Below are 12557 nucleotides of genomic sequence, written 5' to 3' on the forward strand. Positions count from 1 at the left end.
TTATGCTCCCTCAATCAACGTTTCCAGCAAACGGCCTTCCACCAACACGGCTTGGCGTCGGAACCGGGCCAGAACCAACGGCTCGTGGCTGATCACGAGCAAGGTCCATGGCGCATCGGCGGCGGTCAGGCATTCGAGTATACCGGGTAAGTAGCGGGCGTCGATCCGGTCCAGCGCCTTGTCGATCAACAATAGCTGGGGCTTGACGGCGATGGCCCGGGCCAAGGTCAAGCGCAGGGCTTGTTCTTCGCTGAGCGGTGCCCCGTGCGGGCACAAAGCGGTATTCAAGCCGTCGGGCAGGGCCGAAATGGCGTCGAGTAGTCCGACTTGAGCGAGTGCTTTGCGCATTTCGAACAGTGCCAAATCGCTGCCTAAGTTCAGGTTTTCGGCAACGGTTGCTTCCACCAATTCGGCATGGCGCACCAAACCTATGGTGTCGCGCAGACGGCCCAGACTCAAGTCGCGCAGATCCTGACCGTTTAGCAGAATTTGACCGGCACTTGGCGTGCGTAAACCGAAAATCGCATCGAGCAGCGTGCCGCGATCGGCACCGGTGCTGATGGCTATGCGTTCCCCTGGTTCCAGCGTTAAATCGAGCCGATTGGCCTGATCGGAGTAAGGCGTGCCCGGCAGGCAGAGTTGTTTGATTTCGACCCGGCAGCCGCGTTCGGCAGGCTCCGGTTGCCCGCCTTGGCCGGCTTCCTGCGGCAAATCCAGCAGGTAGCCGATTTTGTCGACGCTGGCGACCAGTTCGTAAAAATTATCCAGGGTTTTGCCGAGCCGGGTCAGGCCGTAGACCATGGCGTTGACCACCAGTTCGGCGGCGATCAACTGGCCCAGGCTGAGCTGGCGCTCGATCACCATCCAGCCGCCCATGCCCAACAGGGCTGTGTTGGCCAGGGTATGCAGTACCAATGCGCCGATGTTCTGCCGGGACAATATCCGGAAGTGGTTGACGCAAGCGGCGAGATAATGCTGAGCGATGCGTTCGGTTTGTAGGTTAACGAAATCCTCGCCGCGCCGGCTTTTGCCGAGCAAGGGATTGGCGGCGATGTTTTCCAGCCAAGCCGCCGCCGTATATTTGGCTCGGGATTGTTCGATCACGGTCGGGATGCCTTGTTTGCCCATCACAAACAGGATCAGGTACAGCGCAACCACCAGAAACAAGTCGAACGCCAGCAACAAGGGGTGGTAAAACGCCAGCAGCAACATGCCGATCAGGGTTTGTAGCAGATAGCCCAGCGTTTCCAGCAATAGCGATGCGGCGGTCTTTTGCAGCGACACCACGTCGAAGAAGCGGTTGGCCAGCTCCGGCAGGTACTGTTGGTCGCGTACCGTCATCGCCGCATTGCGCAGCCGTTCGGCGGCTTCGCCGAACAACCTGACGAACAACCGGCGTTGCAGCATTTCGACCACGTAGAACTGCAGCGCGACCAGACTGTTGCTGAACGACAGCAGCACTAGCAGGATCAGCGTCAACACGACCAGCGGTTGCAGCAACGCGCCGAAGGCGATGGTATTGACCAACGCCTGTACCGCGACCGGCGTCGCCAGCGACATTAGGCCGATACCGACGCCATAAGCCACTAACGAGCCGATATCTTCCCGTTCGATCAGGATCAGCCGTTTCAAGCGTTGTAACGGATCGTGCGATGCCATGCTCAGCTCCTTGTGAAGTTCCTAACCGGTGTTGCGCATCCCGGCCGCAATCGCATTGATCGTGCGTAGTAAGGGTTGCATTGCCGGGATTTCGCCATCGTTCTCTTCAGCCTGGCGTACCGCGCGCAGCAAGTCCGCCTGCAAAAAGTTCAGCGGGCCGAGATAGTCGTTGCGACGGTGCAGCGAAGCGGCCAGTTCCGGATTGTCGGCCAATAATTTTTCGCTTTCGGCGATTTCCAGAATCCAGTCTACACAGCGGCGATGCTCGGCGGCGATCAAACCGTGGATGCGTTTGCCGACTTCCGTGTCGGCGCACAAGGCGGCGTATTCGCGGGCGATGTCCATGTCGGACTTGCTCAATGCCATTTGCGCGTTGCTGAGCAGATTGCGGAAGAACGGCCAGGTGCAGTATAGCTCGCGTAGCGTTTTCAGTCGCTCCGGCTTGCCGGCGCACCAATTTTCCAGACTGGAGCCGATGCCATACCAAGCCGGGAAGGTCTGCCGCGATTGGGCCCAGGCGAAGACCCAGGCAATGGCCCGCACCGATTTTTTCGAACGATCCTGCTTTTTTCGGTGTGATGGCCGGGAGCCGATGTTGAGTTGGCCGATTTCAGTGACCGGAGTGGTTTCGTAAAAATAATCCAGAAAACCGGGCGTATGTTCGGTCAATTGCCGATAGCCGCGCTCGCCCAGGGCCGCCAATTCGCTCATGATCGCCAGCGATTCGGCACGATCCTCGGCGACCGGTTGCACCAGGCTGACGCTGGCTTTCATCAAGCCGGTGATGCCCATGGTCAATTCGTAGACCGCAGTCTCCATGTTGTTGTAGCGGTAGAACAGCACTTCGCCTTGCTCGGTGAATTTGATCTGGCCGCGCACTGTAGCCGGCGGTTGCGCCAGAATCGCTTGATGGGTCGGGCCGCCGCCGCGGCCGATGGTACCGCCACGGCCGTGGAACAAGCGGCAGGGGATGCTTTCGCTGTCGCTGATTTCCATGACCAGTTGTTGAGCCCGGTACAGGCCCCAGGCCGAGGCCAGAATGCCGCCGTCCTTGCAGGAATCGGAATAACCCAACATAACTTCCTGGCGTTGGCCGTAAGCCTGCTGCAAGGCGCGGTAGACCGGTTGCGCCAGCAAGGTACGCAAAACCGTGTCGATATGGCTTAAATCTTCGATGGTCTCGAATAACGGCGACACGCCGACATGGCAATACCAGCGGCCGCCGATGCGGCCGGCCAGGCCGGTTTGCGCGGCCAGTAGTAGCACCTCCATGATATGGCTGGCCGAGTGAGTCATCGAAATCACATAGCGGCTGAAGCAGTCGGCACCGATTTCCCGGCGCATGTCGGCCATGACTTGAAACACTTCCAGCGTTTCCTGCGTCGCGTCGCTCAACAGCTGGTTGTCGTAGCTCAAGCTGCCGGGGGCCGCGATCGCTTCGCCCAGTAACTGCAAACGTCCGGGTTCGTCGAGGCTGTGGTAGTCGATTTGCAGCGCGAGCGTAAAGATCTCTGCCACCGCGTCGCTGTGGCGGGTCGATTCCTGGCGCACGTCAAGCTGCATCAGATGAAAGCCAAAGGTCTCGACCAGCCGGATCAGGTCCAGCAGCTCCAGGTCCGCTACCGCTTGATCGCCGTGGCTGATCAACGACTCGCGGATCAGCCGCAAATCGGCCAAAAAATGCGGAGCGCCGGCGTAGGCATGAATGTCGCTGGCACCCGATGTTTGTTCGATACGCTGTTCGACCCGGTTCAACGCGGCTTCCAGCCGGTATTTCATCAGGCTCAATTTATGCCGGTAAGGCTCCTGGCGGCAGCTGCGCTCCAACGGGATGGCGACATCGCCCAGTAACTCGCGCTCATGTTGCAGGCTTTGCAAAAATGCAGCTGTGGGTTGGCACAAGCCGTACGAATAGGACAGTTGCTCGCGTAGCGCGGCGACGCGGGCAATGTAGGCTTGTAACACGGTGCGGGTCTGCATGCGCAAAGCCAGCGCGGTGGTTTCCGGTTTGACGTTAGGGTTGCCGTCGCGGTCGCCGCCGATCCAGGAACCGAAACTGAGGAAATTGGGGACTTTGACCGCGGCCGCGTCGGCGCCGTAAACATCATGCAGCGCGCGCTGGAAATTGCGGTAAACCCGGGCGGTAGCTTCGAACAACGACAACGGGAAGTAATACAAGCCGGCGTCGATCTCGTCGACTACGCCCATACCGCGGGCGCGCACCTCGTCGGTTTTCCAGAGCAATTGGATCTGGCCGTGCAGCCGCTCCAGCACTTCGGCCCGGAAATAGCCTTTTAGCCGTGGGTCGTCGAGTTTCTCGTGGCTCAGAAAAATGTTGCGCAATGCGCCGCGTACAGCCCGGCGCTTGGCTTCGGTCGGATGCGCGGTCATGACCGGCATGTAGCTCAGGTTATCGAGCAAACACTGTAATTGTCCGGCATCGACGCCAGCCTGGCGTAAGTTCAGCAGCGTATCGTGGAACGAACCCGGCCAAAAGTGCTTATCGTTTTCGGCTAGCCGCCTCCGCTGGTGCAAGTTGGCCGATTCCTCGGCGATGTTGAGCAGGCTGAAGAACATGCTGAAGGCGCGGATCACTTCGGTTTGCGCCTCGGGCGCCAGCTTGTTCAGCGTGTCGGACAACTGTCGGCGGCGGTTGGCGCTGTTGTCGCGCTGCAACGCGGCGAATTGGCGTTGCAGTTGCTCGACCATGCCCGAAACGTTCGGGCCGGCTTCGGTTTTGAGCACTTGCGCCAAGATTTGTTTTAGCAAGCGGAAGTTGCTGCGCAGGGCTTTGTCATCGTATGTCTGGGCGTTGGTCATGGCCGATCTCGGAAAATTTGTGTTGGCCAAAAGATATGTCTTGTTAGAAAAATAGTAAAATTGAATAAATAAATTTATTTCATAGAAAATTCCGATGTATTGAGGCCATGGATCGAATCAATTACCAGCATCTTTACTATTTTTGGGTCGTTGCCAAACATGGCAGCATCAGTGCCGCCTGCGAGGTATTGCATTTGGCCCAGCCCACCATCAGCGGCCAATTGGCGATATTCGAACAGGCCGTGGGCTGCCAATTGTTCGTTAAGCAGGGACGGAAATTGCTGCTGAGCGATACCGGTCGTGCGGTATTTCACTATGCGGAGGAAATATTCAGTCTGGGGCGCGAGTTGACGCACATGTTGAAGGGCGGCGGCGGCCGCGGCATGCGCCTGAATTTGGGTATCAGCGATGCATTGCCGAAATTATTGTCGTACCGTTTGGTCGAGCCGTTGCTGCGTATGGCGGAGCCGGTTCAGATCCATTGTTTGGAAGACAAGACCGAGCGCTTGCTGGCGGAACTGGCTCTGCACGGCGTGGATCTGGTGTTGTGCGACGTGCCGGCGACGCCGGCCAGCGGAGCCCGGGTGTTCAACCATTTTCTGGGCGAGTCGCAGGTCGCGATTTTTGCTGCTCCGGCACTGGCGGAGCGCTACCGAAGCGACTTTCCGCGTTGTCTGAACGGCGCGCCGTTTCTGTTGCCGACCGCGAATACCGCGTTGCGCCGCTCGTTGGACCAATGGTTCGATGTCAATCAAATCAGTCCGACGGTGCAGGTCGAGGTCGAAGACAGCGGGTTGCTGAAAACCTTCGGCGCCGGCGGCAGCGGCTTGTTTTTCTCGCCGCTGGCGGTGGCGGAGGCGATCGAGAGCCAGTACGGAGTATGTACGTTGGGCATCGCCGACGGCGTGGTCGAGCGGTTTTATGCGGTGACCGCGCAGCGGCGGTTAAAGCATCCATTGGTGAACACGATTCTGGAGCAGGCGCAAAAAGGCTTGTTCGGCTTGTTATCCAACGCGCCAGCTACGGAAGTGGTCGCGGTTGGCCAGGTTTAGTCTATCCGGCAAAGGGGCCGGGCTTGGGTTGGTGGATTTGCTCCGATTTTTGTAACCTAGTAACCTTTACCGATCTTAGCCTCGCTTGCCACTATCATGGAACACTTGATCTGGAACATCGATCCGATTCTGGTCGATTTCGGTTTTTTAAAAATTCGCTGGTACGGTTTGTTGTTTGCCTGCGGTTTCGTCGGCAGCTTTCTGACCATGCAATGGATTTACCAGCGCGAAGGCAAGAACGTCGAGGAACTGGATACCTTGCTCTGGTATATGGTGATCGCTACCATCCTCGGCGCCCGGCTCGGGCACACGCTGATTTACGATCCGGGTTATTACCTGTCGCACCCGCTGAAAATCCTGGCGGTATGGGAGGGCGGCTTGGCCAGTCACGGCGCCACCCTGGGCATCATTCTGGCGTTGTACCTATACCGGCGCAAATACGGCGATAGCTATTTCTGGTTGCTGGATCGGGTCAGCATTCCGACCGCATTGGCCGGCGCCTTGATTCGAATCGGCAATTTTTTCAATTCCGAAATCCTCGGAATCCCGACCGCGCAACCGTGGGGTGTGGTGTTTTCTCGTGTCGACCACTTGCCGCGCCATCCGGTGCAGCTTTACGAGGCGCTTTGCTATCTGCTGGTTTACGCCGTGTCGCTGCGGATTTATACCAAGCGCGGCGACCAGCCCGGCTTCGTATTCGGCAGCTTTATCGCCATGTTGTTCAGCGTCCGTTTCGTACTGGAATACTTCAAAACCGAGCAAGCCATGTACGACAACGGCCTGGCGATCACCACCGGCCAGTTATTGAGCGTGCCCTTTGTGTTGGCCGGAATCGGTTGTATCGTCTGGTCGTTCCGCACGCGGGAATCCAAACCGGCCGGCTAATCGTTTATAATCGCCGGTTTTTTATCTGCGCCGGGTTCTTTGCCCGGCGTTTTGTTTGAGCATAGGTTCATGCAAGAAATTAATCCGATTAAATACAAGATTGCCGATCTGCGCGAGCGTAGCGCCGGGTTGAAGAACTATCTCGATTTCGACAGCAAAAGCGAACGGCTGGTGGAAGTTTTGCGCGAACTGGAAGATCCGGCGATCTGGAACAAGCCGGAACAGGCGCAGGCGATGGGTAAGGAGCGGGCGATGCTGGAAGGTATTGTCAATACCATCAAGGATCTGGAGCAAGGCCTGAACGATGCCGAGGAATTGTTGGCGATGGCGGTGGAGGAAAACGACGCTGACACGGTCGACACCGTCGCCAGCGACCTGGAGGGTTACGAAAAGCAAGTCGCCAATCTGGAATTCCAGCGCATGTTCAGCGGCGAAATGGACGCCAACAATGCGTTTCTGGATATTCAGGCCGGTTCCGGCGGCACCGAGGCGCAGGATTGGGCATCGATGATAGAACGCATGTATTTGCGCTGGGGCGAGGCCAAGGGCTTCAAAACCGAACTGATCGAAGAATCGCCGGGCGACGTAGCCGGCATCAAAAGTGCGACGATCAAGTTCGAAGGCCCGTATGCTTTCGGTTGGTTGCGTACCGAAACCGGCGTGCACCGGCTGGTGCGCAAATCGCCGTTCGATTCCGGCAACCGCCGCCATACTTCGTTCGCGTCCGTTTTCGTCTCGCCGGAAATCGACGATGACATCGAAATCGACATCAATCCGGCCGATTTGCGCATAGATGTCTATCGCGCCAGCGGTGCCGGTGGCCAGCACGTCAATAGGACCGAATCGGCGGTGCGGATTACCCACGCGCCCAGCGGCATCGTCACCCAATGCCAAAGCGACCGTTCGCAGCATAAAAACAAAGACACGGCGATGAAACAACTCAAAGCCAAGCTGTACGAGATGGAAATGCTGAAACGTAGCGAAGGCTTGCAGGCGATTGAAGACTCCAAATCCGACATCGGCTGGGGTAGCCAGATTCGTTCATACGTGCTGGACCAATCGCGGATCAAGGACCTGCGCACCAATGTCGAAACCGGCAATACTCAGGCGGTATTGGACGGGGCGTTGGACCAGTTTATTGAGGCGAGTTTGAAGAGCGGGTTGTAAAACGAACCTTACCTGAACCGGAGGGCGTGATGAAAAATTTTCAACGGATTACTTTCGACCCGAATCTAATGGGAGGTAAACCTTGCATACGCAGCCTTAGGGTCACCGTTGGTACGGTGGTCGGTTTGGTTGCCAGCGGTTATTCGGTTCAGCAGATTCTCGATTTATACCCTTATTTGGAGGCTGACGATATCACCGAGGCGTTGCGCTTTGCGGCTTGGCGAGCAGAGGAAATCGAATTGCCTTTGCACGCGGCGTGAAACTATTGCTGGATATGAACTTGTCGCCGGGTTGGTTGCCGGTGTTGGTTGGCGCCGTGGTTTTTACCCATGATCTGGACTTCGGGACTTTGTTGACGCTGACGGGTGCTGAATCGCCCAGTGTGTTTCAAATTCGCACTCAAAACATCGCACCGCAAGCGTTGGGACCGCGGGCAATCGGGTTGTTGCGCCGTTTTCATACCGAACTCGAGAACGGCGCTCTGGTCGTTGCCGACGAGTTACGCGAATGGGTGCGCTTGCTGCCTCTGGACCGATAGTTAATTTTTATTTTTGCTTTAGTTTTTAAAAACATGTCAGAACTCGAACACGACGAACAGGAACAAATTAAACAACGCCGGGAAAAACTGAATGCCATCCGCGAGGAAGGCATTGCGTTTCCGACCGATTTTCGCCGCAACGTGGTGGCCGGTGAATTGCTCGCGGAATATGGCGACAAGTCCGAAGATGAATTGTTGGCCGAACCGGTACGGGTCAAAATTGCCGGGCGGATGATGACCCGCCGCATCATGGGCAAGGCCAGTTTTTGCCATTTGCAGGACATGTCCGGTCAAATTCAGGTCTACGTCGCGCGCGACAATCTGCCGGAAGGCATCTATAACGACCAGTTCAAGAAGTGGGACATCGGCGACATTCTTGGCGCCGAAGGCACGTTGTTCAAGACCAAGGTCGGCGAGCTCAGCGTCAAGGTCGACGACATTCGCCTGCTGACCAAAGCCCTGCGGCCGCTGCCGGAAAAATTCCACGGTATCGCCGACCAGGAGATCAAATACCGCCAGCGTTATCTGGATTTGATCATGAGCGACGATGCCCGCAAGACCTTCGTCATGCGCTCGAAAATCGTCAATTACATTCGCGACTTTCTGGTGGCCCGTGACTTCCTGGAAGTGGAAACGCCGATGATGCAGGTCATTCCGGGCGGCGCCACCGCGCGGCCGTTCACGACCTTTCACAATGCGCTGGACATGGAGTTGTATCTGCGCATCGCGCCTGAGCTGTATCTCAAACGCTTGGTAGTCGGCGGTTTCGAGCGCGTGTTCGAAATCAACCGCAACTTCCGCAACGAAGGCCTGTCGACCCGGCACAATCCGGAGTTCACGATGCTGGAGTTCTATCAGGCCTACGCCGAATACGGCGACTTGATGGACTTGACCGAAGCCATGCTGCGCGGCATTGCTGAAGATATCGTCGGTAACACTCAAATCGAATACCAGGGCGAAACTTACGACTTCGGTAAGCCGTTCGCGCGGATGACGGTGCTGGAGTCGATTCTGCATTTCAATCCGGAATTGACGCTGGCCGATTTGACCAGCCGCGAAGCGGCGGTCAAGGTTGCCGAAAATCTGAAAATCCCGGTCAAGGACAGTTACGGCTTGGGCAAGGTGCAGATCGAGATTTTCGAGAAAACCGTCGAACACCGTTTGATGAATCCGACGTTTATCACCGCCTATCCGGTAGAAGTGTCGCCGCTAGCGCGCCGTAACGACAACGATCCGCACGTCACCGACCGTTTTGAGTTTTTCGTCGGCGGCCGCGAGATTGCCAACGGCTTTACCGAGTTGAACGACGCCGAAGACCAGGCCGAGCGTTTCAGAAAACAGGTCGAGGAAAAAGAGGCCGGCGACAACGAAGCCATGCATTACGACGCCGATTACATTACCGCGCTGGAACACGGCATGCCGCCGACGGCGGGCGAGGGCATCGGCATCGACCGGCTGGTGATGTTGTTCACCAACTCGCCGAGCATTCGCGATGTTCTGTTGTTCCCACATATGCGGCCTAAACATTGATGGAATGATCGGCTTGACACCGGCAAATACGTTGCCGGTGTCTTTTTATGCTGTCGCCAATCGCGAAACTGCGTGAATCTTAATCTTACGGGAAGTGAATTATCATGGGTGTCGAAGCCAAACAATTCAAAAATGCTCTGAAATTATGGGCCAGCGGCGTAACGGTGGTAACCACCCAGGGCCGCGAAAACCAGCCCAAGGGCATGACCGCGACCGCTTTCAGCAGCGTTTCGCTGGAGCCGCCGCAAATTCTGGTGTGTCTGAACCAGGCGACCGATACCGGCGCTGCGCTGTTGGAGAGCCGCCGCTTTGCGGTCAATATCCTCGCCGAAAGCCAGGAAGACGTCTCCAACCAGTTTGCCGGCAGTACCACGCAGGAGCAGCGGTTCGCTGCCGTACCCTGGCAAGCCGGAGAGAACGGCGCGCCGGTCTTGAGCGAAGCGCTGGCGGCTCTGGAATGCCGGGTGGTGCAACAAATCCAGGCTGGCAGCCATTGGGTGGTGATCGGCGAAGTCGACCGCGTCGTTTGCCGCGATGGCGATCCGTTGCTTTACTACCATTCCGCGTATCGGCGCGTGGCCGCGGCCGACTAATTGGCTGGCGGTTTGCCGATTTGTCGCATTGTTGGGTTTGCGACAAATTTACTAATTTTTGTAAGGGAAAACGTTGATTCCGGTTAACAGGTCCCGTTGAATCGCCGCGAAAGCAGTGGTATTCCCGGGTTCGTAATTGGCAGAAATTTTGCTTGCGTGGAAATGGATTTTATCCATTTTCAGTGTTACCACGGAGTTAACAATGTCAGTAAAGGTTATCAAAGAATTTTCCGAAAAAGCCAAAGCCGATGAGGCTTTAAAAGAAAAGCTCAAAGCTTGCTTGAAAATCAAGGAGTTGATTTTATTGGGCAAGGAATACGGTTTTGAGATCGATGAGGTCTCGTTATATCCGCCAAATGAACCGCAATTCGTTGAGGAGCAACTGTCGGAAAAACTGGTTAAAGCCTTACTCAGGGCTTAAGCAAGCCCGGCCGCCTCTCGCCGTTTGGCGCGGGGCGGTTTCCCACCGGCTGTTGCGGCCGGTCACCCAAAAACGACTCCTAGGCGGTAAACTATCCGGCTGTCTTCGAGGAGTTTTTCTGCATGTTCAATCCCACCGCTAGGCCCCAGTTGATGGGGATTCTCAATGTGACTCCGGATAGTTTTTCCGACGGCGGCAAGTTTACCGGTCTGGCGGCAGCCTTGAGCCAAGCCGAGAAAATGATCGCCGAGGGCGCCGATATCATCGACGTCGGCGGCGAGTCGACCCGGCCCGGCTCCGATCCGGTTACCGCAGAAGAGCAAATTCGCCGGGTAGTACCGGCGATTAGCGCAATTCGCCAACTCGATCCGACGCTCAGAATCAGTATCGACACCATGTCCAGCCAAGTGGCTGCGGCCGCTCGCGATGCCGGCGCCGATATCATCAACGACGTATCGGCCGGGCGGGGCGACAGCAATATGTTGGCTTTCGCCGCCCGCAGCGGTATGCCCATCATTCTGATGCACATGCAAGGCGAGCCGAAAACCATGCAGGATCGTCCCAATTACGAGGATGTCGTGGAGGAGGTGGCGGCAGCGTTGCAGCAACGCATCGATGCGGCCTTGAATGCCGGGATTGCGGCGCGGAATATCGCCATCGATCCCGGTATCGGTTTCGGCAAGCGTAAGCAGGATAATTTGCAGCTATTGGCGCATCTGCAGCGGTTTGTTGCAATGGGGTATCCGGTGCTGTTGGGCGCCAGCCGCAAGCGCTTCATGGGCAATATCTGCAATGTCGAACAACCCGCCGAGCTAGTCACCGCCACGGCGGTAACCACGGCCCTGGGCGTGATGGCCGGCGTGCGGATGTTTAGAGTGCACGACGTCAAAGCCAATCGCCAAGCCATCGATGTGGCCTGGGCGATCAAAACGGCGCAGTGAGCGGTTTACATTCGCGGCTGCAAGCGTTTCAAACTCAATTGCAGCCGTCGCCGTTGACCCGGGTCGACGATCCGATCGTATCCGGGCGCGGTATCCAGCTTTGGCTGAAACGCGACGATCTGCTGCACCCCGTCGTGTCCGGCAATAAATGGCGCAAGCTTAAATACATCCTGAACGATGCCTTATATCGGGGCGCCGATACCGTACTCAGCATGGGCGGAGCCTATTCCAACCATTTGCATGCATTGGCCTTCGCCGGCCGTGCTTTGGGCTTAAACACGGTAGGCTACATTCGCGGCGAGCGGCCGCCGGAACTGAATCCAACGTTGCGGGATTTGGTCGCCTGGGGCATGGAGCTGCGTTTTCTGTCGCGCCAGCACTATCGGCAATTGCGCGCCTTTAGAGCGTCCGGCAGCCTGCCCGGCCTTAAACCGGGCGAATATTGGCTGCCGGAAGGCGGGGCAATGGCGACGGCGTTGCAGGGCGTCGCCGAATCGGTCGCCGAAATCGATATCGGCTTCGATACTCTGGCCGTTGCCTGCGGCACCGGTACCACGTTGGCAGGTTTGATCGGCGCTGCGCCGCCTGGCACCGAATTGATCGGCGTCGCCGCGCTGAAAGGCGGCGAATTCCTGATCGAAGATATCCAGTCGTTGTTGGATTCTAGTGGCGCTGCCAACGATGCCGCATGGCGGATTGTGACCGAATACCATTGCGGTGGCTTCGCCAAGACCACCCCGCACTTGCTCGATTTCATTGCAGATTTTCAACGCCGGCACGCTATCGAGCTGGAGCCGGTCTACACCGGTAAATTGCTGTATGCGCTATACGACTTGATCGCGCGCGGCCATTTTCCGGCCGGACATCGCATCGTCGCTGTGCACAGCGGCGGCTTGCAAGGCAAGCGCGGTAACGGTTAACCGTCGGAAAAATCAAGCGTATTGAGTCGCG

Annotated in this window: 12 protein-coding genes; 10 read left to right on the forward strand and 2 right to left on the reverse strand. The window is 57.2% G+C overall.

Annotated features, from left to right (window positions below):
- Together NP603_RS02010 and ppc are read right to left on the reverse strand one after the other, a co-directional pair.
- A complete protein-coding gene (locus tag NP603_RS02010; protein WP_256609255.1) occupies nucleotides 1–1659 on the reverse strand; it encodes an ATP-binding cassette domain-containing protein in 1659 nt (552 codons plus the stop codon).
- A 21-nt stretch (nucleotides 1660–1680) separates the two neighbouring features.
- The gene (ppc, locus tag NP603_RS02015; RefSeq protein ID WP_256609256.1) at nucleotides 1681–4479 is read right to left on the reverse strand and encodes a phosphoenolpyruvate carboxylase; all 2799 of its coding nucleotides are present in this window, start codon (nucleotides 4477–4479) and stop codon (nucleotides 1681–1683) included.
- Nucleotides 4480–4586: 107 nt separating this feature from the next.
- On the opposite strand from ppc, the gene NP603_RS02020 reads away from it, so the two are divergent.
- The 10 genes from NP603_RS02020 (at nucleotide 4587) to NP603_RS02065 (ending at nucleotide 12526) form a co-directional block, all read left to right on the forward strand.
- Complete coding sequence (locus NP603_RS02020; protein ID WP_256609257.1) at nucleotides 4587–5531, forward strand: LysR family transcriptional regulator; 945 nt, start codon at nucleotides 4587–4589, stop codon at nucleotides 5529–5531.
- A 96-nt stretch (nucleotides 5532–5627) separates the two neighbouring features.
- Nucleotides 5628–6416: a prolipoprotein diacylglyceryl transferase gene (gene lgt / locus NP603_RS02025; protein WP_256609259.1), complete on the forward strand. Its 789-nt coding sequence runs from the start codon at nucleotides 5628–5630 to the stop codon at nucleotides 6414–6416.
- Nucleotides 6417–6485: 69 nt separating this feature from the next.
- The gene (gene prfB, locus NP603_RS02030) at nucleotides 6486–7583 is read left to right on the forward strand and encodes a peptide chain release factor 2 (RefSeq protein WP_256609260.1); all 1098 of its coding nucleotides are present in this window, start codon (nucleotides 6486–6488) and stop codon (nucleotides 7581–7583) included.
- A 29-nt stretch (nucleotides 7584–7612) separates the two neighbouring features.
- Nucleotides 7613–7843 carry a DUF433 domain-containing protein gene (locus NP603_RS02035; RefSeq protein WP_256609261.1) on the forward strand — a complete coding sequence of 77 codons (231 nt, stop codon included), beginning with the start codon at nucleotides 7613–7615 and terminating at the stop codon, nucleotides 7841–7843.
- On the forward strand, nucleotides 7840–8121 hold the full coding sequence (locus NP603_RS02040; RefSeq protein ID WP_256609262.1) for a DUF5615 family PIN-like protein: 282 nt from the start codon (nucleotides 7840–7842) through the stop codon (nucleotides 8119–8121). Before NP603_RS02035 ends, NP603_RS02040 begins: the two co-directional genes overlap by 4 nt.
- A 33-nt stretch (nucleotides 8122–8154) precedes the next feature.
- Nucleotides 8155–9651: a lysine--tRNA ligase gene (gene lysS / locus NP603_RS02045; protein ID WP_256609263.1), complete on the forward strand. Its 1497-nt coding sequence runs from the start codon at nucleotides 8155–8157 to the stop codon at nucleotides 9649–9651.
- Nucleotides 9652–9755: 104 nt separating this feature from the next.
- Entirely contained in the window at nucleotides 9756–10244 is a 489-nt protein-coding gene (locus NP603_RS02050) for a flavin reductase family protein (RefSeq protein WP_256609264.1), read from the forward strand.
- Between the two features lie 136 nt (nucleotides 10245–10380).
- Nucleotides 10381–10665 (forward strand): Nif11-like leader peptide family natural product precursor, encoded by a 285-nt coding sequence (locus NP603_RS02055; RefSeq protein ID WP_256609265.1) that lies wholly within the window; start codon nucleotides 10381–10383, stop codon nucleotides 10663–10665.
- A 122-nt stretch (nucleotides 10666–10787) separates the two neighbouring features.
- Nucleotides 10788–11606, forward strand: a complete 819-nt coding sequence (gene folP / locus NP603_RS02060) for a dihydropteroate synthase (protein WP_256609266.1) — start codon at nucleotides 10788–10790, stop codon at nucleotides 11604–11606.
- Nucleotides 11603–12526, forward strand: a complete 924-nt coding sequence (locus NP603_RS02065) for a 1-aminocyclopropane-1-carboxylate deaminase/D-cysteine desulfhydrase (protein WP_256609267.1) — start codon at nucleotides 11603–11605, stop codon at nucleotides 12524–12526. Before folP ends, NP603_RS02065 begins: the two co-directional genes overlap by 4 nt.
- Nucleotides 12527–12557: the final 31 nt, after the last annotated feature.

Origin of the sequence: Methylomonas aurea (assembly GCF_024505045.1) — a bacterium.
GTDB classification, from domain to species: Bacteria; Pseudomonadota; Gammaproteobacteria; order Methylococcales; family Methylomonadaceae; genus Methylomonas; species Methylomonas aurea.